The organism is Stenotrophomonas sp. GW821-FHT02D01 (assembly GCF_059421765.1).
Genome location: NZ_JBWKVP010000002.1, coordinates 565,520 through 591,549, shown reverse-complemented (window position 1 = coordinate 591,549; position 26,030 = coordinate 565,520). Strand labels below are relative to the sequence as shown.

The following is a 26,030-nucleotide window of genomic DNA, read 5'->3' as shown; positions in this document are numbered from 1 at the left end:
CCATGTAAGCTCGGTCGCCGCATCCATGCGGCTCACGCCCCCGCAACCGGACCCACCCCGCCTTCGACAATTTCCCGCTGCTGTTGGTGGATGAACGATTTGGCAGGTGTCGACCTTGGTCGACAGTAGATCCACGCCATGCGTGGATGCTTTTCGATGCACCGTCGGACTATTCGATTCCGATGGGGATTCATCCACGCATGGCGTGGGGTTGGCTGACCCCAAAAAAATCCCCGGCCGACCCGCATCGGCCGGGGATGATATCGCCACGCCCTTGGAGAGCGCCTCTACCGTAACGCTTTCCTGCAGTGGTGGTGATCGCCTCTGGCGATGACGACCAAGCCAGCAGGTATCAGGCGTCCGCCAACGCCTGTTCCAGGTCCGCGCGCAGATCTTCGATGTGCTCGATGCCGATCGACAGGCGCACGGTATCCTCACTGACCCCGGCCCTGGCCAGCTCAGCCGCATCCAGCTGGCGATGTGTGGTCGAGGCCGGATGGGTGGCCAGTGACTTGGCATCCCCCAGGTTCACCAGTCGGGTGAACAGTTTCAGGGCATCGAGGAAGCGGGCGCCGGCAACGCGCCCGCCGGGTAGGCCGAAGGTCAGCACGCCGGAGCCGTGGCCGCCCAGATAGCGCTGCGCCGCCGCGTGTTCGGGGTCGTCGGCAAGCCCTGCATAACGCACCCACGCTACCTTCGGATGCGCGCGCAGGTACTGCGCCACAGCCAGCGCATTGGCGTTGATCCGCTCCATGCGCAGCGCCAGGGTCTCGATGCCCTGCAGGATCAGGAAAGCGTTGAACGGTGACAACGCTGCGCCGGTATTGCGCAACGGCACTACCCGCGCACGGCCAATGTAGGCCGCCGCGCCGAGCGCTTCGGTATAGACCACGCCGTGATAGCTCGGATCGGGCTGGTTCAAGCGGGCGAAGCGTTGCGGCTGTGCCGTCCAGTCGAAGCGGCCGGAATCGACGATCGCCCCACCCAGGCTGGTGCCGTGGCCACCGAGGTACTTGGTGAGCGAGTGCACCACGATGTCGGCGCCATGTTCGAACGGGCGCAGCAGGAATGGCGTGGCCACCGTGTTGTCGACGATCAACGGCACGCCGGCCGCATGCGCGACCTCGGCGATGGCGGCGATGTCGGTGACGTTGCCGCGCGGGTTGCCGATCGATTCGACGAACACCGCCTTGGTGTGTTCATCGATCAAGGCCGCGAACGCCGACGGGTCAGCCGGATCTGCGAAACGCGCCTGGATGCCGTACTGCGGCAGCGTGTGCGCCAGCAGGTTGAGGCTGCCGCCATACAGCGCACTGGCAGCGACGATGTTGTCGCCGGCCTCGGCAATGGTCTGGATCGCATAGGTGATCGCGGCCTGCCCGGAAGCCAGTGCCAACGCGCCGATGCCCCCTTCCAGCGCCGCAACGCGCTGTTCCAGCACGTCGGTGGTGGGATTCATGATGCGCGTATAGATGTTGCCCGGCACCTTCAGGTCGAACAGGTCCGCCCCGTGCTGGGTGTCATCGAATGCGTAGGCCACGGTCTGGTAGATCGGCACCGCCACCGCGCGGGTGGTCGGGTCGGGGCGGTAGCCGCCGTGCACGGCCAGGGTTTCCAGTTGCCACTGCGGATCGCTCATTGCGCCAGGCTCCATCCGGGGAAACGCCCACCATAGGCCAGCCATCGACCGCCATTGAGAGCCCCTGGCGATGACGCCAGTACCGGCGGTTATCAGGTTGCCCGGGATTCAGGCAGTCGTCATGGGCCATTGCTAGGCTTCGCCGCCGGGCCCTTTGCCCCGGACAAGGACGCCCTACCGATGCAGCCCTCCCCGTGGACTCCCGCCGCCGGCAACCCGACCCAGGTGCTGCTGGTCGAGGACGACCGCCGCCTGGCCGAGCTGGTCAGCGACTACCTGAGCGAACATGGATTTGCCGTGCAGCACGTGCCGCGTGGCGACCTGGCCAGCGCGGCCTGCCGCCAGCACGCGCCGGAACTGGTGGTGCTGGACCTGATGCTGCCTGGCCTCGGTGGCATCGACGTGTGCCGGCAGATCCGCAGCTTTTCCGACGTGCCGATCCTGATGCTGACGGCGTGCGAGGACGATATCGAACAGGTGCTGGGCCTGGAGTCCGGCGCCGATGACTATGTGCACAAGCCGATCGAGCCGCGCCTGCTGCTGGCGCGCCTGCGTGCGCTGTTGCGCCGTCGCCATGGCAGCGGCCCTGCCGGCGTGCCGTGCAGGCTGATGCATGGCGAACTGCTGATCGATCGCGTGCAGCGCGAGGTCCACCTGCATGGGCAGCCCGTGGAACTGGGCACCACCGAATTCGAGATCCTCTGGCTGCTGGCCAGCCAGCCCGGGCAGATCCTCTCGCGCGACCAGATCCTGCAGGCGGCGCGCGGCATCGGTTTCGATGGCCTGGACCGCAGCGTGGATGTCTGCATCGGCAAGCTGCGCCGCAAGCTGGGCGACGACGCGCGCGAACCGCGCCGGATCAAGACCGTGTGGGGCCGCGGTTACCAGTTCAACCCCTCGGCCTGGTCGGCGTGAAGCGCCTGTTCCTATGGTTGTGGTTCGTCACCGGCGGCTGCCTGCTGGTGTCGGTGTTCAGCCTCAACCACCTGCTGGACCGCATCTACACGCCCCTGCAGGAACGTGTCTTCGTCGAACAGGTGCGCGGACAGGTGTATGCGTTGCGCAGTGGACTGGTCGGCCTGGACCGCCAGCAGCAACAGCAGCGCCTGCTGCAGTGGCAGCCGCATTACGGCATTGCGCTGTCACTGCTGGATGCACCGCCCGTGCTCGATGACGACGAGCGCAGTGCCCTGCGCGGGGACGGCTTTATCGTCCGTGACCGCTACCAGCAGGTGCTGATGCCCATCGCGGGGGCTGACGGACGCTGGCTGCAGCTGCACTTTCCCGGTGAGGTGCAGATGACCCTGTACATGACCGCCGCCGCCTACCTGTGCATCCTGCTGCTGGTCGGCGCCTGCCTGTATGCCTGGGTACGCCTGCTGTGGCGCGACCTGGAAGCGCTGCGGGGTCATGCCGATCGCATCGGTGCCGGCGATCTGCAGGCGCGTGCGCAGGTATCGCCACGTTCGCAGATCCGGGTCATCGTCGAGCATTCCAACCGCATGGCCGCGCGCGTGGCCGAACTGGTGCAACGGCAGCGCGATCTTACCCATGCCATTTCCCACGAGCTGCGCACGCCGATCGCACGCCTGGCCTTCGGCCTGGATCTGATGCAGGACAGCAACGACCCGGCGCGGCGGGCACACCTCGCTGCCGGCCTGCATGGTGATCTGGCCGAGCTCAACCGGTTGGTCAGCGAACTGCTGGCCTATGAGCGGCTGGAGCATCCCAACGACGCCGAGCCCATGCAGCGGATCGAGGCGAACGACTGGCTGCAGGCCTGCATGGAAGACGCACGGCGCGATGCCGAGCGCGCGGGCCTGGTGCTGCAGGTCTGGCCCAGCGCGCTGCCACGCGTGGATGCCGAGCCACGCCTGCTGCAGCTGGCCCTGAGCAACCTGGTCGGCAACGCGATGCGCTATGCACGCACCCGTGTGGAGGTGTCACTGGTCAGCGTGGCCGGCAAGGCCTGCCTGCGCGTGGATGACGATGGCCCCGGCATTGCCGAAGGCGATCGCGAGAAGGTGTTGCGCCCGTTCACCCGTCTGGATGACAGCCGCAGCCGCGACACCGGCGGCTTTGGTCTTGGCCTGGCCATCGCCGGGCGCATCGCGGTTCGTCACCACGGCGAGCTGCGCGTGGGACGCGCGACCCTGGGCGGTGCACGCCTGGAAATGCACTGGCCACTGGCTGCCAGCTGAACGCCACGGGCCGCGCTTACAGTTGCTTACAACTCCCGCACAACTGCGGACGGATTGGTCGGTGGCATCCCGCCACGCTGTCGACCCAGCAGCACGCGCCGGATGCGCGCACTGCATTTCCTCCCACTGTAGAGAGTTGCCATGTCCCACCGTCGCCGTTTCCCCACCCTGCTCGGCCTGGCCCTGCTGCCCTTGTTCGCAACGTCCACAGCGCATGCCAAGGAGGATCGATGGACCTTCGAGCTGGCCGCCGGTGGCGGCGTTGCCCCGCGCTACAGCGGCAGCGAGGAATTCCAGGCTGCACCGACACTGTCGTTCGACGTGACTTCGCCGGGCGGCTGGTTTCTGGGTACCAGCGGTGCGGGTTGGGGCACGGCGATCGGCGAACACACCCGCGTGCGTGCCTACGTCGGCGGCAGCGGCAGCCGACGCGAGAAGAACTCGATCCTCGGCGGCTCGGACTTCCTGCGTGGCATGGGCGATATCGATACCCGGCCCCTGGTCGGCCTGGCGGCTGGCTATACGCTGGGTGAGGCGGTGTTGAGTGGTTCCTGGCAATACACGATGAAAGACGACGACAAGGGCGACAACGGCCTTGCCACCCAGCAGATCCACCTGAACCTGGAGATGCCGCTGTTCGATCTGGCCGGTGGCGTGGTCAGCGGCAGCGTGTCCACCGACTACGGCAACCGCGGCTACCTGCAGACCTGGTACGGCGTCAGCCCCGACCAGGCCGCACGTACCGGTTTCGCCCTGCACAAGCCCAAGGCCGGCCTGGTCAGCGCCGGGCTGGGCATGAAATGGAGCCATCGCGCTGGTCGCAACGGCAACTGGTACATCGCCGTGGAAGGCACCCGCCTGCTCGGCGACGCCGCCGACAGCCCGATCGTGCAGAAGGCCAACCAGTTCGGGTTGATGACCGGATATACGCACCGGTTCTGAGCATGGCCGGCGAGCGCCGGACACCGACGTTCGCGCTGCCGAAGAGACGGGGCGCTGCGATCATGCAGCGCCCCGTTGCACGCATCAGGCCTTGGCGAACACCAGATGGCCACCGTCGTTGCCCACTTCGATGGTATCGCCGTTGACGAACGCACCGGACAGGATCTTCTGCGCCAGCGGGTTTTCCAGCTGTGCCTGGATCGCACGCTTCAGCGGACGCGCACCGTAGACCGGATCGAAGCCGACGTTGCCGAGCAGGTCGAACGCTGCATCGGACACCACCAGCTTCAGGCCACGCTCGGCCAGGCGCTTTTCCAGGCCACGCATCTGGATGCGCGCGATCTGCTTGATCTGCTGCTTGTCCAGCGGATGGAACACCACGATGTCATCCAACCGGTTGATGAACTCCGGACGGAAGTGCGCCTGCACCACGCCCATCACCGCCGCCTTCATCTGCGTGTAGGCCTCCGGCGTGTCATCGCCGCTCATGTCCTGGATCTGGTGCGACCCCAGGTTGGAGGTCATCACGATGACGGTATTGCGGAAGTCCACCGTGCGGCCCTGGCCATCGGTCAGGCGACCGTCGTCCAACACCTGCAGCAGGATGTTGAACACATCCGGATGCGCCTTTTCCACCTCGTCCAGCAGGATCAGCGAATACGGGCGACGGCGCACGGCCTCGGTGAGGTAACCGCCTTCCTCATAGCCCACGTAGCCGGGGGGCGCACCGATCAGGCGTGCGACGCTGTGCTTCTCCATGAACTCGCTCATGTCGATGCGGATCATCGCGTCGGCGCTGTCGAACAGGAACTCGGCCAGCGACTTGCACAGTTCGGTCTTGCCCACGCCGGTCGGGCCGAGGAACAGGAACGAACCACCCGGTCGATTCGGATCGGACAAGCCAGCGCGCGAACGACGCACCGCGTCGGACACCACCTTGATCGCCTCTTCCTGGCCGACCACGCGGTTGTGCAGCACCTCTTCCATGCGCAGCAGCTTGTCACGCTCGCCTTCGAGCATCTTGTTGACCGGGATGCCGGTCCAGCGCGAGACGACCTCGGCGATCTCCTCGTCGGTGACACGGTCCTGCACCAGCTTGAAGTCGTGGTTCTCCACTTCCTGGGCGGCAGCCAGCTGCTTTTCAAGCTGCGGCAGCACGCCATACTGGATCTCGCTCATGCGCGCGAAATCCTGCCGGCGCTGCGCCGACTCCAGCTCAACCTTGGCCTGCTCGACCTGTTCCTTGATCTTGGTCGTGCCCTGCAGCGCGGCCTTCTCCGACTTCCAGACTTCGTTGAGATCGGAGAACTCGCGCTCCAGCGCATCGATATCGTTTTCCAGATCGGCCAGGCGCTGCCGCGAAGCGTCGTCCTTCTCCTTCTTCAGCATCTCGCGCTGGATCTTCAGCTGGATCAGGCGACGCTCCAGGCGGTCCAGTTCCTCCGGCTTGGAATCGATCTCCATGCGCAGCCGTGAAGCAGCCTCGTCCATCAGGTCGATGGCCTTGTCCGGCAGCTGGCGGTCGGTGATGTAGCGGTTGGACAGGGTGGCGGCAGCGACGATGGCCGGGTCGGTGATCTCCACCCCGTGGTGCACCGCGTACTTTTCCTTCAGGCCGCGCAGGATCGCGATGGTGTCCTCCACCGTCGGCTCGCCCACGAACACTTTCTGGAAGCGGCGCTCCAGCGCGGCATCCTTCTCGATGTACTTGCGGTACTCGTCCAGCGTGGTCGCACCGACACAGTGCAGTTCACCGCGCGCGAGTGCCGGCTTGAGCATGTTGCCGGCATCCATCGCACCGTCGGCCTTGCCCGCGCCAACCATGGTGTGCAGCTCGTCGATGAACAGGATGATCTGGCCTTCGCTCTTGGCCAGATCGTTGAGCACGCCCTTCAGGCGCTCTTCGAATTCACCGCGGAACTTCGCACCGGCGATCAGCGCGCCCATGTCCAGCGACAGCACGCGCTTGCCGCGCAGGCCTTCAGGCACTTCGTCATTGATGATGCGCTGGGCCAGGCCTTCAACGATCGCGGTCTTGCCCACGCCGGGTTCGCCGATCAGCACCGGGTTGTTCTTGGTGCGACGCTGCAGCACCTGGATGGTGCGGCGGATTTCTTCGTCGCGACCGATCACCGGGTCGAGCTTGCCGCTCTCGGCGCGTGCGGTCAGGTCGATGGTGTACTTCTCCAGCGCCTGCCGCTGCTCTTCGGCGTTCTCCGACTGCACGTTCTCGCCGCCGCGCAGCTTGTCGATAGCGGTCTGCAGGCGCGCCTTGTCGGCACCGGCAGCGCGCAGCGCCATGCCCAGCGTGCCGCCGTCTTCCAGCGCGGCCAGCACGAACCACTCGCTGGCGATGAAGGCATCGCCCTGCTGCTGTGCCAGCTTGTCGGTGTGGTTGAGCAGGCGGTTGAGATCGTTGCCGATCGACAGGTTGCCGGCCTGGCCGGACACCTTCGGCAGCGCTTCAAGCGCCTCGTCCAGGCGCTCGCGCAGCACCGGTACGTTGACGCCGGCCTGGGCCAGCAACGGCCGGGTGCTGCCACCCTGCTGGTCCAGCAGGGCACTGAACACGTGCACCGGTTCAATGATGCTGTTGTCGCGGCCAACTGCCAGCGACTGCGCGTCTGCCAGCGCCTGCTGGAAACGCGAGGTGAGCTTGTCCATTCGCATTGCGAAACCTCATCGGTCATCTTGGCCGGCCCGCGCCGGCGATGCTGGAAAGATGCGGTTGCCCCACCCCGTTTCAAGGGTGGCTGCGACTGCATTCGAAGGCCAGTCAGCCTATGGCCAGCATGCCGGAAGCGGTGTTGTCGGCGCGTTGATCCGGATCAGATCTCCACGCTGGAGGCCTCAATGGGTGATCGCGGCCCGGATCGCCCGCAGCTGCTGCTTGACCGCCCGCGCCTGCGCCACGTCCATGCGCAGCAAGGCCTTCTGCCCGATCGAGCGTGACTGCAGGGTGGCATCGGCAAAGCGGTAGCGGCCGCGCTCATCGCGCTGCAGCAGTGGCGCCTGGGCCAGCTCCGGGGTGTCCAGCAGGTGGTCGATCACCGTTACCAGGCGATCATTGAAATACCCGTCAGGACGGCCCAGATCGACATACGCCTGCTGGATCAACGGATAGAAGCGCTTGTACGCGTGGGCCGCCGCCGCCGGGTCGAGCGCAGTGAAGGCCTGCACATAGGGCGCATAGCGCGCTGCATTGGCCGCGGCGATGCGTTCGCCGCCCTCGCCCGGCTCCACCTGCAGGCTGCCCGGTAGCGGCCGGAAGGCCAGCGCGGTAGGCGGCACACTGGCCTTGTCCAGATTGTCGACCTGGGTGACCAGGCGCTGGATCAGGTGATCGCGCAGCAGCGCGGTCAACGCGCCCTCGCCCTTGAACAGTTCGCTCAATGTGCTCCAGGCGGCGGCATCGCTGTCGGCCAGGTTCGGCAACGCAGGGTCGGCGGCGGCCTCCGAATCCAGCGGATGCTTGATCGGAGAGGGCGCGGGTTCCTGCGTAGCAGCAGGCTTCGGTACGGCGACTGCCGAGGTCGGCGCGGATTGCTCCGGCACCGCTACGCCATCTGCCAGGCCCTGTAACTGGTCGCGGAACAACCACGTGCCCGCACCACCCACCACCACCACGCCCAGAACCCAGGGCCAGACCGCTTTTCCACTCTGCATGATGCAGAACCTCGCTTTTCACCTGCATGGACAAGGTGTGACTGCCCTGATTCGGCGGGGTTCCCCAGCCATTCCGCTGCCGTTGTGGTTCACGCCTGCTTTGCGCGGCACGCGCGACCCTGTTGCTCCTGTTGGGTGGAGAAGCTTCATGCAGTACGCGCTGTACTACTGGACCGGCATCCAAGGCCGTGGCGAGTTCGTGCGGCTGGCGCTGGAAGATGCCGGCGCCGATTACGTGGACATGGCGCGTGTGCACGGCGACGCCGTGATGCAGCCGTTCCTCGATGGCCACAGCGAAGGTGCGCAACCTTTCGCGCCACCGTTCCTGAAGGCGGGGCGACAGGTCATCGCGCAGGTCGCGGCCATTCTCGATTTCCTCGGCCCGACGCTGGATCTGGTTCCGCAGGCCGCCTCGCGGCGCATGCAGGCGCTGCAGTTGCAGCTGACCATCGCCGATCTGGTGGCCGAAGTGCACGACACCCACCATCCGATCGCCGCGTCGAAGTACTACGAAGACCAGAAGACCGAGGCCAGGGCGCGCGCGGCAGCGATGCGCGATGAGCGCCTGCCGAAATTCCTCGGCTACTTCGAGCAGGTGCTGAAGGCCAATGGAGGTCGCCACCCGCTACGCGAACACTCCTACGTGGACCTGTCGCTGTTCCAGTTGCTGAGCGGGCTGGACTATATGTTCCCACGCCGCATGCAGGCGCTGTGGCCGACGTTGCCACTGCTGCGCGCGCTGAAGGATCGGGTGGAACAACGGCCCGGCATCGCCGTCTATCTCGCTTCGGAGCGGCGGCTGCCCTTCAACACCAACGGCATCTTCCGGCATTACCCGGAACTGGATTCAGATCGGTAGTGCCGGCCGCTGGCCGGCAACTGCACGATCCAACCGGAGCCTCTGAGGGTGCCGGCCAGGCCGGCACCACCCGTGATCAGTCGTTCCCAGCCAGCGGCTTCACCGCCTGCTTCTGCAGCGACAGCAGCCCCAGCAGGATGGCCAGCGCCACATAGGCGCCGACGAACTGCCAGCTGATGACGCGGGCCAGGCCCTGCAGATCCCACGGCAGGTAGATGCCGCCGCGCGGATCCACCGAATGGATCAGGCCGAACAGGGTGAGCGCCGCCGCCACCAGCAGGAAGCCGCAGGCGCGACGCAGGCGTCCATCGACCATCGCTGCGACGGTGGCGATCCACAGCATCGAGGTGATGATGAAGCCGTTGCCCAACGCGAAGATCACCGCCAGCTCCGGCAGGCCATGACCATCGACGTGGGTCAGCAGTGCGCCCATCTGGTCGGCTGGAATCCAGCCCGGCGCCTTGATCGCCAGCAGGTAGGCCGCCGACGGCAGGAAGCCCAGCACCATCGCACCGGCATGCTGGCGCGGCGTCGCCTGGAACGCCTGGGTGGTGATGTCGATCGACACGTACACGATGATCGGCGCCAGTACCGCCAGTGGCAGCCACTGCACCAGCCCGGAAATGATGCCGAGCATGCCGCCGATGCCGACGAACAGGCCGGTCAGCAGCGTGTAGCCGCTGCGCGCGCCCATGTGCTTGTAGGCCGGCTGGCCGATGTACGGAGTGGTCTGCGCAACGCCACCACAGACGCCAGCCACCAGCGTGGCCACCGCCTCCACCAGCAGGATGTCGCGGGTGCGGTAGTCATCGCCGGCCGCGCGCGCGCTCTCGGATACGTTGATGCCACCGACCACCATCAGCAGGCCGAACGGCAACAGCAGCGGCAGGTAGGTCATCGCGGTCGGCAGGCCCTCGATGAAGCCCAGCGTCGGCAGCGGCAGCACCACCTGCGGCGGCACCCAGGCCGGAATCTGGAAGCCGGGCACCCCCAGGCCGGCCAGGCCGAGCCCGTAATACAGCACGGTGCCGAACACGAAGGCCAGCAGCACACCGGGGCCGCGCAGCGGCAGCTTGCCCTTGGCGATCAGCACGTACAGCAGCAGGCCGAGCGTGGTGAAGCCCACCAGCGGCGAGCGCAGGGTTTCCAGCAACGGCAGCAGGCCCATCAGCACCAGTGCGATGCCCGCGATGGAGCCCAGCAGTGCGGCACGCGGCAGCGCGCGGGTCACGGCTTCACCGAAGAAGGACAGGATCAGCTTGAGCACACCCATGATGACCAGCGAGGCCATGCCCAGCTGCCAGGTGGCGATGGCGGCGGCATGCGGGTCCAGGCCCTGCTGCTTGAAGGCCAGGAAGGCCGGGCCCAGCACCAGCAGTGCCATGCCGATGCTGGTCGGTGCATCCAGGCCCAGCGGCATGGCGGTGACGTCGTCGCGCCCGGTACGCGCGGCCAGGCGCCGTGCCATCAGGGTGTACAGCAGGTTGCCGACCAGCACGCCCAGGGCGGTGCCGGGGAACATGCGGCCGAAGACCACGTCGGCGGGGAACTGGAACATCCCGACCAGGGCCATGGCGATGAAGCCGAGGATGGAGAGGTTGTCGACGACCAGGCCGAAGAAGCCATTGAAGTCGCCAGCGACGAACCAGCGGCGCGGCGCGGTGGAAGCGGGAGCGGACATGGAAGGGGCGGTGGGGGTGGGGACCGCCGATGGTAGGCCCAGCGGGGCCGGCGCGCCAATTCCCGAGTGGAATGATGGGTTCCAGCCAACGGCGGAGCCCCTCGTGGTTGGTCGCGAACTACGATTTCCCGTGTTGGGCCGGGTGGGTAGGCTACGCGGGGGACGCCGTGAACCCATCCTTGGGGGCTTGGCCGCGGCATCCATGCCGCGGACACCCCCGCGCAGCCTACCCGCCCGGCCCCTGACAGTTTCCTGCGGGCGCCAGCCACGGATGAGAATCAAAGATCAAAAGCAGAAGCCGGTCGCTGCGCGCTCAAGCGCCGGATCGCAGGCATCTGCGTGGTTGACGGCCAGCGGCCGGCACTACCGACAGACATCCACGCATTGCGTGGATTTACCGAGTCGACCAAGGTCCCCCCACGAGCAACAGACCATGCCATTCCAACAGATCGTGGGAATCTGTCGAAGGCGGGGTGGGTCCGGTTGCGGGGGTGTCCGCGGCATGGATGCCGCGGCCAAGCCCCCAAGGACGGGTTTACGGCGTCCCCCGCAACCGGACCCACCCCGCCATCCCACCGATACCCCGCTTTTGACGTTGACGTTGATTCGGCGGGTGCAGGGCGCAGCCCTGCATCAAAACCCAACCCTCACTTCTTCAGGAAGTTGTCCACCAGCAGATGCTTCACGTCGTCGATGCGACCGCTCAGTACCGCCTTGGCCGCATACAACGCCGTGCCCGCCACCTGCTTGGCTTCGATCTGCGGTGGCATCACCAGCTCCGCGCGACTGGTATGTACATCCAGCAGCGCCGGTCCACGCTGGGCAAGGAAATCCTGCACCGCTTCTTCCAGGTCCTCGCTGCGAGTCACAGTGCGGCCATGGAAGCCGATCACCTCAGCCAACCGACCAAAGTCCGGATTCTTCAGGTCGGTGTAGTTGTCCAGCAGCCCTTCCACCTTCTGCTCCAGCTCGACGAAATTCAGCGAGCCGTTGTTGAACACCACCACCTTGATCGGAAGATTCTCCTGCACCGCGGTCAGCAGGTCGCCCAGCAACATCGCCAACCCACCATCGCCGGACAACGAAATCACCTGCCGCCCCGGGAAGGCCTTCTGCAGACCCAGCGCCTGCGGCATCGCGTTGGCCATCGTGCCGTGCAGCAGGCTGGTCAGCGTGCGGCGCCGGCCGTTCACCCGGATGTGCCGCAGCACCCACACCATCGGCGAGCCACCATCCGCGGTGAACAGCGCATCGTCGGTGGCGTATTTCGACAGCAGCGCGGTCAGGTGCTGCGGATGGATCAGTTCCCCTTCGCCGGGTTGTTCCTCCTGCTCGCGCTTCTTCAGCGCCTTGTCGCGGTGCTCGATGCATTCGTCCAGGAAACTGCTGTCTTCGCGCGGGGGCAGCATCGGCAGCAGCGCGTCCAGCGTCGGTGCGATATCACCGACCACGCCCAGGTTCACCGGATGGCGGCGACCGAGGTGGCTGCCGTCGCGGTCGACCTGGATGATCGTGGCCTTGTCCGGATAGAACTGGCCCCAGGCGAAATCCGCGCCGAGCAGCAGCAGCGTGTCGCACTCCATCAACGTGTGGAACCCGGATTCGATGCCGAAGACTCCGGTCATGCCCATGTTGTACGGGTTGTCCGGTTCGACGAAGTCCTTCGCACGCGATGTGTGCGCCACCGGTGCCTGCAGGCGCCGCGCCAGTTCCAGCAGCTGCGCATGTGCCCCCTGGCAACCGGCGCCGGCATAGATGCCGATACGCTTGCCCTGCCCCAGCAGTTCGGCGATGTGCTGCAGCTCGGCCTCGGAGGGGCGCAGCACCGGCTGGGTGTAATGCACCGAGAACGGCACATCGCGCTTCACTTCCGCTTCGCTGATGTCGGCCGGCAGGATCACCACCGCCACACCGCGGCGGCTGATCGCCGCCTGGCAGGCCAGCGCCACCACGCGCCGTGCCTGGGCCGGGCTGTGCACCTGCTCGCAGAACACGGTGCAGCTGCCGTACACCGCCTTGAAATCCACTTCCTGCGGGAACTCCATGCCCAGTTCGCTGGTGACCACCTGGCTGGCGATCAGCACCATCGGCGCGCGGTTGCGGTTGCTCTCGAAGATGCCGTTGATGAAGTGCAGACCGCCAGGACCGCACGAACCCGCGCAGGCGGTCAGCTGGCCACTGATCAATGAATCGGCACCGGCCGCGAACGCCGCGACCTCTTCATGGCGGACATGCACCCACTCGATCTCACTGCGATGCAGTGCGTCGGTGACATGGTTCAGGGTGTCGCCGACGATGCCATAACAACGGCGGACGCCCGCCTGCTGCAGGGTATCGACGACGATCTCGGCAACGCGCTTGCTCATGGGGCTACAACCTTGCAAGGGGGAACCCCGAGGCTAGTCCCGGTGAAGTGATGCTCCCGTGGGCAAGAGGCCGATCGCCTTGTCGTGCAAACTCCGGGCAGGGCTGCCGTCAATCGTTGACGTTGATCCACCCCGTCACCGCGCCGCGCTTCGGGTTGCGGTGGCGCACCTGAAGCCAACCATCCTGCTCATCGAGCATTTCCACCCGATCACCCTTCACCAGGTAGCGCTGCGCGCTGGACGCACCAGGGCGGTCGAACAGCAACAGGCGCATGGGCACTACACGAGCTGCCAATGGCACCAATGGCCTACCGTTGTCAGGCACGGAAAGACCATCGTTGATGGCCCGCTCAAGAATCTCTGCGGCAGTCGAGTAGCTGCTCCAGACGGCAAGTGGACCACCAAATCGCCTTGGCTCCAAGCTCAGCACCTTCCCATCCAACGTAGGCAACGTGAGCATACGCTCGGACCGGAATAGGTACAGTGCTCCACCGGAAGGCCGGTACACATCGGTACGCCAGGTTGAACTCCGGCAACTGCTACGTAGCACCTGCTGATCGGAGTCCAGTTCGATCAATCCGAACTCTCCGCAACTTCGATCAGCCTTACGGATGACGGGCATTTTTACGAAGTCGCCATGCACCAGGTCGAACCGATAGACCGCCGTTGAATAATTGACCATTCCAACGGGGACCTGCACCACCAGGTCGAGGCGGCCGTCGAAGTCCACATCCAAAGCGCTCAGCTCTATTTCCAGGCCGGGCGACTCGGATCCAGCGCGAGCCAGGTGTTGTTTCGCGCCCGAGGGAAGGTGGACCTGGATGTCCCCATCTTGGTGATGGACAACCTTTACAAGCATTCTTGGTGCAACTTCGAACGAAAGCTGGGTTTGTTCCACGATTGGCTTCGGCCTGGCCTCACCGGGCTGCAATAGGCCAACCTGCAGGAGAATCAGACAGAGTATTGCCGCAATGGACCGCGAATTTCTTTGTTCACGTAACCGCCTCAGGTGTGTCAGCACATCGATGATCAACGTTTTCCTCCACCCACGCAGAACCGGGCTTGTCAGCCGATTCGATCATCGTGTGACGCAGAGTCATGCGATTCCATGCAAGAAATCCGAAATTTGTTGCAGACTCGAGGGAAGGTTCGCATTCGGAGGGGATACATCATCAGCCACTGGAGATCAGGTCATCCAGCCAGGCACTTCACGTCCGTCAATCGCTGACGTTGATCCAACCCGTCACCGCGCCGCGCTTCGGGTTGCGATAACGCAGCATCACCCAACCATCCTGCTCATCCAGCATCTCCACGCGATCACCCTGCACCAGGTAGCGCTGCGTGCTGGACGCACCGGGATGATCGAACAGGAACAGGCGCGCAGGCAGCACGCTCGCCATCAACCCCAGCAGCGGCGCACCGCTTGCCGGTGCGCCGAGCCCGTCGCCGATGGCGCTTTCCAGCACCTTGCCGGAGGGATCGTAGGTGCGCCACACCGCCAGTGGCCCTTGGTTCTCGGTCTCTTCCCAGTGCAGCGCCCGGTTCAGCGTATCGCCCAGCATCAACACGCTCTCACCGCGGTACAGATAGAGCTGCGGTCCGTTGAAGCGATACACGTCGGTGTACCACATCGGCCCGCTGCGGCAGCTGGCGGTCAGCGTGCGCGTGGCGGCGTCGGCGGTAAGGCCCATCAGGTCACCGCACTGGTCGTGTCCATGGGTCACCGCCTTCAGTGCGCGGAACTCACCGCTGCCCACGTCGAAGCGGTAGACCGCAACGGCCTCATTGACCATGCCCACCGCCGCGCGCGCAACCAGCTCGGGACGCCCGTCGAAGTCGAGATCCTCTGCGCTCAGGCGCGAATTTCCCTCGGCGTCCGGCGCGCCAGGCAGGCGCTGCCGTTTACCTGCCGGCTGCAGGAGCACGGCAAGCATGCCGTCCTCCTGTACCTCTACCGCCGCCTGCACGCCCGCTGCCGGCGAAAACCGCAGCGGGCTCCGGTCCTCGTCCTGCGCCTGTGCCGCCGGCACCAACAGACCGGCCAGCATCACGGTCATCAGCACATCCCTGGGTGTCATCGTCATTCCCTGCAGCGCCACAGTGGCGCGTCCAGGTCAGAACGATACGTCAACTGCCTGTCGCGACCACAGTACCGACTGGTGCTTGGTCTGCTGCTTCCACGCCAGACGGATCGCTTCGATGTCGGCGCGGCGCTGCGGGCTGTCCTCGTGCAGCACTACCAGCACCTTGGTGCGCAGGCGGTTCGGGGCAGCATCGCCACGGAACAGCCACTGGCCGTAGGCATCGAACACGGTCAGGCCGTCCGGGAAGCGCGGCGTCACTTCCTTGTCCAGGAACGCGCGCCACTGCGCATCGCTGATGGTGCCGGCCTGCGGGCGGTCACCGGCGCCCTGCTCTTCGCCCACGCCGAAATAAAGCTCGCTGCGCACCCAGCCGTGGCCGCTGGACGGACGCGCGGCGTCGCCCTGCAGGTCGGCGGTGGTGGCATAGGCGCTGGGCGCCTTGGAGGACAGGCTGGCGCAGCCACTGGTGGCCAGCAGCACGGCGAAGACAAGGCCAAGGTGTTTCATCGGGAACAGCACTCCGGGAAGGGGAAAAAGCACGACGAAGGGGCACGGAGGGTACACCTGCGCCTCGGTTGCGGCTGCAACCAATTCCCTCATGCCGGCAGGGCATGAAGTGATGCAATGGGAGCCGGGACTTGCATCGCACCGCCTCCTCACGCCAAGATAATATATCGCTTCATCCGGATGGATGTAAGTGAAACTATCTACCTCCCCCTTCCCCACGTCGTTGCTGCTGGAGTCCGCATGTCCCCCCGCCTGTCCGCGTCGCCGCTCGGCCTCGCCATCGCGCTCGCCCTGTCCCCCGCCCTGGCTTCGGCCCAGGACGCCGCCACCAACCTGGACACGGTGATCGTCACCGGCACCCGCGCCGCCGACCGCACCGTGCTTGAATCCACGTCGCCGGTGGACGTGCTGACCGCCGAGGACATCCGCAAGGCCGGCGTGGTCAATGGCGAACTGGGCAGCGCCCTGCAGGCCCTGCTGCCCTCGTTCAACTTCCCGCGCCAATCCAACTCCGGCGGCGCCGACCACGTGCGCGCCGCGCAGCTGCGCGGGCTGTCGCCGGACCAGGTGCTGGTGCTGGTCAACGGCAAGCGCCGCCACCACACCGCGCTGGTCAACACCGACAGCAAGATCGGCAAGGGCACCACGCCGGTCGACTTCAACGCAATCCCGGTCAGCGCCATCAAGCGCATCGAAGTACTGCGCGATGGCGCCGGTGCGCTGTACGGCTCCGATGCGGTGGCCGGCGTGATCAACGTGATTCTCGACAACGGCGGTGACGGCGGCGAGATCGAAGCCAGCTACGGCGCCAACCACACCGACCTCAAGCCGATCGGCCGCACCCTCACCGACGGCCAGACGGGCAACCTCAGTGCCAAGGTCGGCACCTCGCTGGGCGAAGACGGCGGCTTCCTGCGCGTCGGCCTGGAATACAAGAAGCGCAACGGCACCAACCGCGCCGGCTTCGACCAGATTCCGCCGTGGGACCAGACCGAGGCCAATCTTGCCCTGCAGGGCAAGCGCAACTACGTGCTCGGCGATGGCGCCAGCAAGGACATCAATCTGTGGCTGAACACCGAGATTCCGGTGGGCAAGACCGCGACGTTCTATGCGTTCGGTACCTTCAACCAGCGTGATACCGAAGGCGCAAACTACTTCCGCTACCCCGATGGCGATGCCAACTGGAAGGAGGTCTACCCCAATGGCTACCGGCCGATCTCCGAAGGCGAGAACCGCGACGTGCAGGCGGTGGCCGGTATCCGTGGGCAGTGGGGTGAATGGAGCTATGACGGCAGCCTGGATTACGGCCAGAACGACTTCACCTATCGTCTGCGCGATTCTCTGAACGCCTCGCTCGGCCCGACCAGCCCGACCCGCTTCAAGACGGCCGACTACGAGTACGCGCAGACCGTAGGCAACTTCGACCTGAGCCGCGTGTTCTCGCAGAGCGACAGCATCAGCCACACCCTGGGCCTGGGCGCCGAAGCCCGCCACGAACGCTACCAGACCCGTCCAGGCGACCCGGCCAGCTACGCCGCCGGCCCGTACACCGATCGTCCGACCGGCTCGCAGGCAGGCGGTGGCCTGACTCCGCAGGACGCGGCGACCCTGTCACGCGATGTGGCCAGCGCCTACGCCAGCCTGTCCAGCCAGTTCGGCGAAAAATTCTCCACCGACCTGGCTGCGCGCTACGAGCACAGCGATGACTTCGGCGGCGAACTGACCGGCAAGCTCGGCCTGCGCTATGAGTTCACCCCGGCATTCGCCCTGCGCGGCGCGATCTCCAACAATTTCCGCGCACCGTCGCTGGCGCAGATCGGCTACGAATCCACCTCCACCGGTTACAACGCCGGCGGCCAGCTGGTGCAGGGCCGCCTGCTCTCGGTCAACAACCCCATCGCCCGTGGCCTGGGTGCGCAGGACCTGAAGCCGGAGAAGTCGCTGAACACCTCGCTCGGCTTCACCAGCCGCATCGGCGAGCACTTCGACCTGTCGCTGGACTTCTTCCAGATCGACATCGACGACCGCATCGCACTGTCCGAGAGCATCACCGGCGATGCACTGACCGATTACGTGGCCACCAACTACGGCGTCGGCGGCCTGCAGAGCGCCAGCTTCTTCGTCAACGCCGCCGACACGCGCACCCGCGGCGCCGAGCTGGTGAGCAACTGGCGGCAGTCGCTGGGCGATGGCCAGCTGCTGCTGACCGGCACCTACGCCTACACCAAGACCACGCTGAAGAACGTGCTGGCCACGCCCGCGCAGCTGCAGGCGCTGGACCCGGACTACGTGCTGTTCGGCATCGAAGAGACCAATACGCTGACCGATGCCACCCCGCGTACCCGTGGCAGTTTCGCGGCCAGCTGGAACAACGACCGCTGGTCGCTGAGCAGCCGGGTGAACCGCTACGGCAGCGCCACCCGCGTATTCAACTTCGGTGATGGCTACATTCCGCGCCAGACCTACCAGGCCGAGTGGCAGCTGGATGCGGAAGTGGAATACCGCATCACCCCGCAGTGGAGCGTGGCCATCGGTGGGCAGAACCTGACCGACAACTACCCGGATCGCTCCAACGAGGACATCCACTACTTCGGCAACCTGCCCTACGACGTGCTGTCGCCGATCGGCAGCAACGGTGCGTATTACTACGGTCGCGTGCGCTACACGTTCTGATTGCTCTGGGTGTGATTGCCTTGGGTGGGTGCGGACCGTTGGTCCGCACCAGCCGTGGCCTGACCTCGACCCCGCGTACACGCCGTCGCTGGCATGGTGGTCGCCATGGCTGAACCGCTCCCCCTGCGTCCGCCACCTCCATTGCTGGACGACGCGTGCGCGTTGTTCCTCGATGTGGATGGCACCCTGATCGAATTCGCTGCACGTCCCGACGCCGTGCAGCTTCTCCCCGATGTGCGTGAAGCCATCGGCCGCATCAGCGATCGCCTGGAAGGTGCCGTGGCACTGGTCAGTGGTCGCCCGCTTGAACAGCTGGACCAGTTGTTCGCGCCGCTCAAGCTTCCCGCTGCGGGCCTGCATGGCCACGAACTGCGTGCGCAGGACGGGCACGTGATACGCGATGAGCATGCTGACGACACCGCCGACTGGCTGCATGCGCTTCATCAACAAGCCATGCGTTTCGCCCATGGTCACCCCGGCGTACTGGTCGAGAACAAGGGCGTAGGCCTGGCCCTGCACTGGCGTGGCGCACCGCATGCAGCCAACGATGTGCGCGCCTTCGCCGACCGCCACGTTCGCGGCCGTGCCAGCTATCGCCTGCAGCCGGGCGACCATGTCGTTGAATTCGTCCCGGTGGCTACCAACAAGGGCCGGGCAGTACGCCGGCTGATGCAGTACCTGCCGTTCCGTGGACGTCTGCCGGTGTTCCTCGGCGATGACCTGACTGATGAATTCGGCTTCGATGCGGCCAATGGCCTGCATGGCTGGAGCGTGTTGATCGGCGAACGTGAACCCAGTGCAGCGGTGTTCGCGCTGCCCGACATACGCAGCGTGCACGCCTGGCTGCGTGAGAATGCGTATTGACCCCGGCCCCCACGGCCGCAACCGAGATGTACCGCGTGATGACCCAACCCGATCTTGATCTGGGCGTGGTCGGCAACGGCAGCTTCGGCGCCCTTATCGACAAGCACGCCCGTGTTGTCTGGAGTTGCCTGCCGACCTTCGACGGCGACCCGACCTTCTGTGCCCTGCTCAGCCCCAACCAGCAGACCGGCGGCGACTTCGCCATCGAGCTGGAGGACTTCGCCGGCAGCGAACAGGAATACCTCACCAATACCGCGATCCTGCGCACCGTGCTGCGCGATGCGCATGGGGGCGCGCTGGAAATCCTCGATTTCGCCCCGCGCTGGCGCCAGAACGACCGTTTTTACCGGCCGGTCAGCCTCATCCGCCAGGTGCGCCCGTTGTCAGGCAGCCCGCGCATCGTGATCCGCGCACGACCACTGGCCGACTGGGGCGCGCGCGTGCCCGAGTCCACCTGGGGCAGCAACCACGTGCGCTGGATCCTGCCCGAGCATGTGCTGCGCCTGACCACCGACGTTCCTGTGCGCTTCGTGCGTGATGGCCTGCCGTTCGTGCTCAACCATCCCATCCACCTGATCCTGGGCGTGGATGAATCGCTCAACCGCTCCATCAGCGGCTACGTGCAGGAAGCCTTCCAGCGCACCCGCGACTACTGGCGCGAATGGGTGCGCTACCTGTCCATCCCGCTGGAATGGCAGGACGCGGTGATCCGCAGTGCGATCACCCTCAAACTCTGCCAGTACGAGGACAGCGGCGCGATCATCGCGGCAATGACCACCTCGATTCCGGAAGCGCCCGGCAGCGTCCGCAACTGGGACTACCGCTACTGCTGGCTGCGCGATGCCGCCTTCGTGGTGCGCGCGCTGAACCGTCTGGGCGCCACCCGCACGATGGAGCAGTTCCTCGGCTACATCTTCAACCTGGCCACCACCGACGGCACGCTGCAGCCGCTGTACGGCATCGGCTTCGAAGCCAAGCTGGACGAGGACGAAGTACCCAGCCTGTCCGGCTACCGCGGCATGGGGCCGGTGCGGCGCGGCAACCTGGCCTGGGTACAGCGCCAGCACGATGTATACGGCAGCGTGGTGCTGGCCTCCACCCAGCTGTTCTTCGACCGCCGCCTGCAGGATCCGGGTGACAGCCACACCTTCGCTCGGCTGGAACCGCTGGGTGAACAGGCTTTCGCACTGCACGACGTGCCCGACGCGGGCCTGTGGGAATTCCGCGGCCGCACCGAAGTGCATACCTACACCAGCGCGATGTGCTGGGCGGCGTGCGATCGCCTGTGCAAGATCGCCGTGCGCCTGAAGCGTGATGATCGCGCGCAGTACTGGCGCGAGCGTGCCGACACCATCCACGCACGCATCATGGAAAAAGCCTGGAGCGAAGAGCTCGGCCACTTCACCGATACCTTCGATGGCCATCGCCTGGATGCCTCATTGCTGCTGCTAGCCGACATCGGCTTCATCGACGCCAACGACGCACGCTTCGTCGCCACCGTCGAGGCCATCGGCCGTGACCTCAAGCATGGCAACGCGCTGTATCGCTATATCGCGCCAGATGATTTCGGCGAACCGGAAACCAGCTTCACCATCTGCACGTTCTGGTACATCGATGCGCTCGCTGCGATCGGCCGCATGGATGAAGCGCGCGAAATGTTCGAAGCGCTGCTGCAGCAACGCAACCACCTGGGTCTGCTGTCGGAGGACCTCGCCTTCGACGGTGGTGAAGCCTGGGGCAACTTCCCGCAGACCTACTCGCATGTCGGTCTGATCACCGCGGCCATGCGCCTGTCGCGGTCCTGGCAGGAGGCCTCGTGAGTCGTCTTGTCATTGTTTCAAACCGCGTTGCCGTCCCTGGCGAGAACCGCGCCGGTGGCCTCGCCGTGGGCCTGCTGGCGGCACTGAAGGAACGCGGCGGGCTGTGGTTCGGCTGGAGTGGCAAGAGCGTGCGCGAGGCCAGTGGCACGCTGCACGAACAACGTGACGGTGACATCCAGTACGTCACCATGGACCTGGCCAAGCGCGATGTGGATGGCTACTACAACGGCTTCGCCAACCGCACACTGTGGCCACTGCTGCACTTCCGCCTGGACCTGGTCGACTACGACCGCGGCACCCGCGAGACCTACCACAGGGTCAATGCACTGTTCGCCGACAAGCTGGCCCCGCTGCTGCGCGAAGACGACATCGTCTGGATCCACGACTATCACCTGATTCCGCTCGGCGCGATGCTGCGCGAGCGCGGCATCGGCTGCCGCATCGGCTTCTTCCTGCACATCCCGATGCCCTCGGCCGACCTGCTGCAGGCCATGCCCGACCATCTGCGGCTGTTCTCGGCGCTGTATGCCTATGATCTGGTCGGCTTCCAGACCCAGCGCGATGCCGATCGCTTCCAGACCTACCTGCGCCTGTTCGGCGGTGGCCGGGTACTGGAAAACGGCAAGCTCGAAGCGCCCGGCGGACGTCACTTCCGAGCCGCGGCGTTCCCCATCGGCATCGACACCGAGCTGATCGCCCGCCAGGCCAGCACCGCAGCCAGCAAGGCGGCCGTGAAGAATCTGCGCAGCAGCCTGCGCGACCGCCAGCTCGCCATCGGCGTGGATCGCCTGGACTATTCCAAAGGCCTGCCCGAACGGTTCCTCGGCTTCGAACGCTACCTGCAGCGCCATCCCGACCAGCGCGGCTCGCTCACCTACCTGCAGATCGCACCGGTCTCGCGCGGCGATGTCACCGAGTACCGGCAACTGCGCAGCCAGTTGGAGCAGATTGCCGGCCACATCAACGGTGGCCACGCCGAGCCCGACTGGACGCCGCTGCGCTACGTCAACCAGAACTTCACCCACGCCACCCTGACCGGCTTCTACCGTGCCGCCGCTGTCGGCCTGGTGACCCCGCTGCGCGATGGCATGAACCTGGTGGCCAAGGAATACGTGGCTTCGCAGGATCCGGAAGATCCCGGCGTGCTGGTGCTGTCCCTGCTGGCCGGCGCCGCCGATGAAATGAAGCAGGCGCTGCTGGTCAATCCGCACGATCTGGACGGCGTGGCCGATGCCATCGCCACCGCCGCGACGATGTCGCTGCACCGGCGCAAGGAACGCTGGCACGCGATGATGGAACACCTGCGCACCTACGACATCAACCACTGGCGCCGCAGCTACCTCGAGGCGCTGGAAGGCTGACTGGAAAGGGAACGCAGGGGATCAAGCCGTTTACGCCACAAACGACTTGATCCCCTCCGTCCCCGTTTTTCAATCGAGGAAGCGCGCGGCCTGTGCCGGCGTCGGCAGGAAGCAGGCGTCATGGCGCCCGAACCAGCGATAGCGGTTGCGTGCCAGCACGCGGTAGGCGCCATCGCGCCAGCGGCGTGGCAGCACGCGCAGTACGGCCGCCAGGCGCCAGCCACCACCCAGTGCTCCCAGAACGCGCAGGATCGCGTCGGTATCGGTCCACGCGCCCCGCCCGTCCAACAGCAGGAACGAGGTCGGGTCGTGCGCGTCCAGGCCATGCGCGCGCAACATCGCGCTGCCCTGCGCGCCCTGCATCGCCGCGAAGCGAAAGCGTTCCTGCCGGTCGAACCGCAGCAGGAAACGCACCCAGCGGCTGCACAACGCGCAGACGCCATCGAAGACGATCACGCCGCCAGGTTCTGCCCCCGCAGCGCGATCCCCGCGCATCAGTCCATCCACACCAGCGTCGCCATCCGGCCGGTGCGGCGGTCGCGGCGGTGCGAGTACAGATCCGCATCGGCCATGGTCGAGACCGTGCCGCCGTGGATGTTGCCCAGCTCCATGCCCGCGGCCTGCAGGCGCTGTCGCGCCAGCGCGAACAGATCCACTTTCCAGTGACCGGGGCGGGTCGCCACGAAGGCCGCCGCAGCGGCCGCGTCGTGGCCGACGAAGGCGTGGTACACCTCTTCGCCGATCTCGTAGTCGGCCGGTCCCGCTGCCGGGCCCAGCCACGCGCGCAGCTGCGCCGGTGGCGTCTGCATGGCGGCCACGGTGGCCTCCAGCATGCCGTCGGCCAGGCCACGCCAACCGGCATGGGCGGCGCCCACCTCGCTGCCATCGACAGCGGCGAACACCACCGGCAGGCAGTCCGCGGTGAGGATCGCCAGCACAACGCCGGGCACCGAGGTCACCGCGGCATCGGCCACCGGTTCGCTGGCGCCCTCCACCGGCGGCGCGCCGAAACGCAGCACGGTGCTGCTGTGCACCTGGCGCAGCCAATGCGGCGCCGACGGCAACGCCAGGCCCTGCTGCAGCAGCTGCCGGTTGTGCTCGACGTTGGCAGGGGTGTCACCGTCGGCCGCGTGCCGGTTGCCCAGGTTGAACTGGGCGAACGGCGCTGGCGAGATACCCGCGCCATGCCGGCGCGTGGTCAGTGCATGCACGCCCGGGGGCGCCGGCCAATCGGCCTGCAGCAGCGGCAGCGCGGTAGTCATTACCAGCGGTCCCGCTCGCGCTCGGCGAAGGCAGCGCTGTCTTCGCGCAGCACCTTCATCAGGTGCAGCATGTCGGCCGGCGCCGGCGCCGTGTTGCGCACCGGCTCACCACTGATCGGATGCACGAACTCCAGGGTCTCTGCATGCAGGGCCTGGCGCTTGAAGCCGCGCAGCGCGGCCACCAACTCGTCGCTGGCACCCTTGGGCAGCTTCAGCGCACCGCCGTACAGCTGATCGCCCACGATCGGATGGCGCAGGTGCGCCATGTGCACGCGGATCTGATGGGTACGCCCGGTTTCCAGGCGGCATTCCAGCGCGGTATGCGCACGGAAGCGCTCGCGCAGGCGGTAATGGGTCACCGCTTCCTTGCCATCCTCGCGCACGCCCATCTTCAGGCGGTCGCGCGGGTGGCGGTCGATCGGCGCATCCGCCGTGCCACCGGCCACCAGCGCGCCCATCACCACGGCCAGGTACTGGCGGTGCACGTCACGGGCAGCGAGCTGCTCGACCAGCGCGGTCTGCGCTTCCAGCGTGCGGGCCACGACCATCACGCCACTGGTGTCCTTGTCCAGGCGATGCACGATGCCCGCGCGCGGCAGCACCGCCACCGACGGATCGCGGTACAGCAGCGCATTGACCAGAGTACCGCTGTGGTTGCCGGCACCGGGGTGCACGACCAGGCCGACCGGCTTGTTGATCACCAGCAGGTGCTCGTCCTCGAACAGCACGTCCAGCGGGATGTCTTCCGGCTCGGCGGTGGTCTGGGTTTCCAGCACCACCTGCAGGGTGACCACCTCGCCGCCGCGCAGCGCGTCGCGCGGGCGTGCCTGCGCGCCGTCCAGCAGGACGTCGCCAGCCTTGATCCACTCGGTCAGGCGGGAGCGGGAGTATTCGGGGAACAGCTCGGCCACGACCGCGTCGAAACGACGGCCGGCGGAGGTGTCGGGGACAATGGCCTGGCGGGCCGATTCGGAGGGTTGTTCAGACATGGCAGGGGGCATCTTTGAAATTTTGGGGTCCCGGCGAGCCGGTTTCAGTCGCTGGACAGGACACTAGGCTATCATCGACCCTTCGTATTCCAGCCGCGTCCCGCATTGACCCCATGATCCGACGCTCCGTCCTGCTCTCCGCGCCCGTCCGCCTGACCGCCCTCCTGCTGGTGCTGGTCATCGTCGCCACTGGCTGCAACCGCGGCACCAAGGGCGATCGCCCTGATGAAGGCACCCCGGTCGAACAGCTCTACGAAAAGAGCCACAAGCTGATGCAAGGCGGCAACTGGAGCGGCGCCGAAGCCAGCTTCCGCCGCCTGGTGGCACAGTATCCCTACGGCCCGTACACCGAGCAGGCGATGATCGAATCGGCCTACGCCCAGTACAAGGCCGGCAAGCACGATGACGCGGTGTCCAGCATCGACCGCTTCATCCGTACCTACCCGACCCACCGCAACATCGCGTACCTGTACTACCTGCGCGGCCTGGCCAATTCCAATCGCAATACGGTATTCCTGCGCCGCGTATGGTCCCTGGACGCAAGCCGCCGCGATCTGTCCACGCCGCACCAGGCGTATTCAGACTTCAACATCGTGGTCGACCGCTACCCCAACAGCCGCTATGCCGCCGATGCGCGTCAGCGGATGCTGGTACTGCGTGACGTATTCGCCCAGCACGAGCTCGACAACGCGCTCTACTACATGCGCCGTGGCGCCTGGGTCTCGGCCGCCGGCCGCGCCAATTACCTGCTGGAAACCTATCCGCAGAGCGCGTTCCAGAACGACGCTGTTGCGGTTCTGGCCGACTCCTACACCCACCTGGGCAACAAGACCCTGGCCGACGACGCCCGCCGCGTCCTGCAGCTGAACCAGCCGGACCACCCGTGGCTGGAAGGCAAGTGGCCGAAGTATCCGTGGATGATCCGCAAGCTGAACCCGTTTGCCGGCGAGAAGTCCGCCGCCACCGGCCAGCGCAACGCGCGACTGGAAAAGAAGTAAGAAAGAGGCCCCGCAAGGGGCCTTTTTTTTTGCGTGGCGTCATCGCTAGGAATTCTCCGAATCCGCGATCGCTGCGACCTCCGTCCCAGTCAGCGCGAAGGGACAGCTTCCAGACTGC

At 66.1% G+C, this 26,030-nt stretch carries 20 protein-coding genes; 9 read left to right on the top strand and 11 right to left on the bottom strand.

Features of this window, described 5'->3' with window-relative positions; all coding sequences use genetic code 11:
- Positions 1–352: 352 nt before the first annotated feature.
- Complete coding sequence (locus AC07UW_RS07480) at positions 353–1,639, bottom strand: O-acetylhomoserine aminocarboxypropyltransferase/cysteine synthase family protein (protein WP_495211744.1); 1,287 nt, start codon at positions 1,637–1,639, stop codon at positions 353–355.
- 180 nt (positions 1,640–1,819) lie between these two features.
- Between AC07UW_RS07480 and AC07UW_RS07475 the strand changes: the two genes are divergently transcribed.
- From AC07UW_RS07475 to AC07UW_RS07465, 3 genes are all read left to right on the top strand, one after another.
- Positions 1,820–2,554, top strand: coding sequence for a winged helix-turn-helix domain-containing protein (locus AC07UW_RS07475; protein WP_025874693.1), 735 nt, complete (start codon positions 1,820–1,822; stop codon positions 2,552–2,554).
- Positions 2,551–3,840: an ATP-binding protein gene (locus tag AC07UW_RS07470; RefSeq protein WP_495211743.1), complete on the top strand. Its 1,290-nt coding sequence runs from the start codon at positions 2,551–2,553 to the stop codon at positions 3,838–3,840. The genes AC07UW_RS07475 and AC07UW_RS07470 overlap by 4 nt, the downstream gene beginning before the upstream one ends.
- Before the next feature lie 141 nt (positions 3,841–3,981).
- Positions 3,982–4,782, top strand: a complete 801-nt coding sequence (locus AC07UW_RS07465) for a MipA/OmpV family protein (protein ID WP_223496301.1) — start codon at positions 3,982–3,984, stop codon at positions 4,780–4,782.
- Between the two features lie 84 nt (positions 4,783–4,866).
- Here AC07UW_RS07465 and clpB read toward each other — a convergent pair whose 3' ends face one another.
- Together clpB and AC07UW_RS07455 are read right to left on the bottom strand one after the other, a co-directional pair.
- Positions 4,867–7,452, bottom strand: coding sequence for an ATP-dependent chaperone ClpB (gene clpB, locus AC07UW_RS07460; protein WP_180165702.1), 2,586 nt, complete (start codon positions 7,450–7,452; stop codon positions 4,867–4,869).
- A gap of 180 nt (positions 7,453–7,632) precedes the next feature.
- The gene (locus AC07UW_RS07455) at positions 7,633–8,448 is read right to left on the bottom strand and encodes a DUF3014 domain-containing protein (protein WP_495211742.1); all 816 of its coding nucleotides are present in this window, start codon (positions 8,446–8,448) and stop codon (positions 7,633–7,635) included.
- A gap of 148 nt (positions 8,449–8,596) precedes the next feature.
- Here AC07UW_RS07455 and AC07UW_RS07450 point away from each other — a divergent pair, with 148 nt between their 5' ends.
- Positions 8,597–9,307 carry a glutathione S-transferase gene (locus AC07UW_RS07450; RefSeq protein WP_223496304.1) on the top strand — a complete coding sequence of 237 codons (711 nt, stop codon included), beginning with the start codon at positions 8,597–8,599 and terminating at the stop codon, positions 9,305–9,307.
- Between the two features lie 76 nt (positions 9,308–9,383).
- Here the strand turns inward: AC07UW_RS07450 and AC07UW_RS07445 are convergent, their stop codons facing one another.
- From AC07UW_RS07445 to AC07UW_RS07425, 5 genes are all read right to left on the bottom strand, one after another.
- Positions 9,384–10,988, bottom strand: coding sequence for a SulP family inorganic anion transporter (locus AC07UW_RS07445; RefSeq protein ID WP_495211741.1), 1,605 nt, complete (start codon positions 10,986–10,988; stop codon positions 9,384–9,386).
- Positions 10,989–11,635: 647 nt separating this feature from the next.
- Positions 11,636–13,354 carry a thiamine pyrophosphate-dependent enzyme gene (locus AC07UW_RS07440; RefSeq protein ID WP_495211740.1) on the bottom strand — a complete coding sequence of 573 codons (1,719 nt, stop codon included), beginning with the start codon at positions 13,352–13,354 and terminating at the stop codon, positions 11,636–11,638.
- 109 nt (positions 13,355–13,463) lie between these two features.
- Positions 13,464–14,387, bottom strand: a complete 924-nt coding sequence (locus AC07UW_RS07435; RefSeq protein WP_495211739.1) for an FG-GAP repeat protein — start codon at positions 14,385–14,387, stop codon at positions 13,464–13,466.
- A 184-nt stretch (positions 14,388–14,571) separates the two neighbouring features.
- A complete protein-coding gene (locus AC07UW_RS07430; RefSeq protein WP_495211738.1) occupies positions 14,572–15,432 on the bottom strand; it encodes an XAC2610-related protein in 861 nt (286 codons plus the stop codon).
- 36 nt (positions 15,433–15,468) lie between these two features.
- A complete protein-coding gene (locus tag AC07UW_RS07425) occupies positions 15,469–15,945 on the bottom strand; it encodes a DUF3574 domain-containing protein (RefSeq protein ID WP_312107213.1) in 477 nt (158 codons plus the stop codon).
- 240 nt (positions 15,946–16,185) lie between these two features.
- On the opposite strand from AC07UW_RS07425, the gene AC07UW_RS07420 reads away from it, so the two are divergent.
- From AC07UW_RS07420 to otsA, 4 genes are all read left to right on the top strand, one after another.
- Positions 16,186–18,618 carry a TonB-dependent receptor plug domain-containing protein gene (locus tag AC07UW_RS07420; protein ID WP_495211737.1) on the top strand — a complete coding sequence of 811 codons (2,433 nt, stop codon included), beginning with the start codon at positions 16,186–16,188 and terminating at the stop codon, positions 18,616–18,618.
- Between the two features lie 105 nt (positions 18,619–18,723).
- The gene (gene otsB / locus AC07UW_RS07415) at positions 18,724–19,482 is read left to right on the top strand and encodes a trehalose-phosphatase (protein ID WP_025874307.1); all 759 of its coding nucleotides are present in this window, start codon (positions 18,724–18,726) and stop codon (positions 19,480–19,482) included.
- Positions 19,483–19,520: 38 nt separating this feature from the next.
- Positions 19,521–21,302 carry a glycoside hydrolase family 15 protein gene (locus AC07UW_RS07410; RefSeq protein ID WP_313251895.1) on the top strand — a complete coding sequence of 594 codons (1,782 nt, stop codon included), beginning with the start codon at positions 19,521–19,523 and terminating at the stop codon, positions 21,300–21,302.
- Entirely contained in the window at positions 21,299–22,663 is a 1,365-nt protein-coding gene (gene otsA, locus AC07UW_RS07405) for an alpha,alpha-trehalose-phosphate synthase (UDP-forming) (protein WP_140227824.1), read from the top strand. The genes AC07UW_RS07410 and otsA overlap by 4 nt, the downstream gene beginning before the upstream one ends.
- Positions 22,664–22,732: 69 nt before the next feature.
- On the opposite strand, the gene AC07UW_RS07400 is transcribed toward otsA, so the two are convergent.
- Genes AC07UW_RS07400 through rluD form a run of 3 tightly spaced genes read right to left on the bottom strand, consistent with a single transcriptional unit; the run spans position 22,733 to position 24,914 of the window.
- The gene (locus tag AC07UW_RS07400) at positions 22,733–23,158 is read right to left on the bottom strand and encodes a thiol-disulfide oxidoreductase DCC family protein (RefSeq protein WP_495211736.1); all 426 of its coding nucleotides are present in this window, start codon (positions 23,156–23,158) and stop codon (positions 22,733–22,735) included.
- On the bottom strand, positions 23,158–23,925 hold the full coding sequence (gene pgeF, locus AC07UW_RS07395) for a peptidoglycan editing factor PgeF (RefSeq protein WP_032975162.1): 768 nt from the start codon (positions 23,923–23,925) through the stop codon (positions 23,158–23,160). The genes AC07UW_RS07400 and pgeF overlap by 1 nt, the downstream gene beginning before the upstream one ends.
- The gene (gene rluD, locus AC07UW_RS07390) at positions 23,925–24,914 is read right to left on the bottom strand and encodes a 23S rRNA pseudouridine(1911/1915/1917) synthase RluD (protein ID WP_223496322.1); all 990 of its coding nucleotides are present in this window, start codon (positions 24,912–24,914) and stop codon (positions 23,925–23,927) included. Before rluD ends, pgeF begins: the two co-directional genes overlap by 1 nt.
- Positions 24,915–25,027: 113 nt before the next feature.
- On the opposite strand from rluD, the gene AC07UW_RS07385 reads away from it, so the two are divergent.
- Positions 25,028–25,912: an outer membrane protein assembly factor BamD gene (locus AC07UW_RS07385; RefSeq protein ID WP_089236594.1), complete on the top strand. Its 885-nt coding sequence runs from the start codon at positions 25,028–25,030 to the stop codon at positions 25,910–25,912.
- The last annotated feature ends 118 nt before the right edge of the window (positions 25,913–26,030 follow it).

Coding starts and splice junctions, on each gene's coding strand:
- AC07UW_RS07450 (WP_223496304.1), top strand. CDS start 8,597: ATGCAGTACGCGCTGTACTACTGGACCGGCATCCAAGGCCGTGGCGAG.
- AC07UW_RS07385 (WP_089236594.1), top strand. CDS start 25,028: ATGATCCGACGCTCCGTCCTGCTCTCCGCGCCCGTCCGCCTGACCGCC.
- pgeF (WP_032975162.1), bottom strand. CDS start 23,925: ATGACTACCGCGCTGCCGCTGCTGCAGGCCGATTGGCCGGCGCCCCCG.
- otsB (WP_025874307.1), top strand. CDS start 18,724: ATGGCTGAACCGCTCCCCCTGCGTCCGCCACCTCCATTGCTGGACGAC.
- AC07UW_RS07410 (WP_313251895.1), top strand. CDS start 19,521: ATGACCCAACCCGATCTTGATCTGGGCGTGGTCGGCAACGGCAGCTTC.
- rluD (WP_223496322.1), bottom strand. CDS start 24,914: ATGTCTGAACAACCCTCCGAATCGGCCCGCCAGGCCATTGTCCCCGAC.
- AC07UW_RS07475 (WP_025874693.1), top strand. CDS start 1,820: ATGCAGCCCTCCCCGTGGACTCCCGCCGCCGGCAACCCGACCCAGGTG.
- AC07UW_RS07465 (WP_223496301.1), top strand. CDS start 3,982: ATGTCCCACCGTCGCCGTTTCCCCACCCTGCTCGGCCTGGCCCTGCTG.
- AC07UW_RS07455 (WP_495211742.1), bottom strand. CDS start 8,448: ATGCAGAGTGGAAAAGCGGTCTGGCCCTGGGTTCTGGGCGTGGTGGTG.
- AC07UW_RS07445 (WP_495211741.1), bottom strand. CDS start 10,988: ATGTCCGCTCCCGCTTCCACCGCGCCGCGCCGCTGGTTCGTCGCTGGC.
- AC07UW_RS07430 (WP_495211738.1), bottom strand. CDS start 15,432: ATGACACCCAGGGATGTGCTGATGACCGTGATGCTGGCCGGTCTGTTG.
- AC07UW_RS07425 (WP_312107213.1), bottom strand. CDS start 15,945: ATGAAACACCTTGGCCTTGTCTTCGCCGTGCTGCTGGCCACCAGTGGC.
- AC07UW_RS07420 (WP_495211737.1), top strand. CDS start 16,186: ATGTCCCCCCGCCTGTCCGCGTCGCCGCTCGGCCTCGCCATCGCGCTC.
- AC07UW_RS07480 (WP_495211744.1), bottom strand. CDS start 1,639: ATGAGCGATCCGCAGTGGCAACTGGAAACCCTGGCCGTGCACGGCGGC.
- clpB (WP_180165702.1), bottom strand. CDS start 7,452: ATGCGAATGGACAAGCTCACCTCGCGTTTCCAGCAGGCGCTGGCAGAC.
- AC07UW_RS07440 (WP_495211740.1), bottom strand. CDS start 13,354: ATGAGCAAGCGCGTTGCCGAGATCGTCGTCGATACCCTGCAGCAGGCG.
- AC07UW_RS07400 (WP_495211736.1), bottom strand. CDS start 23,158: ATGCGCGGGGATCGCGCTGCGGGGGCAGAACCTGGCGGCGTGATCGTC.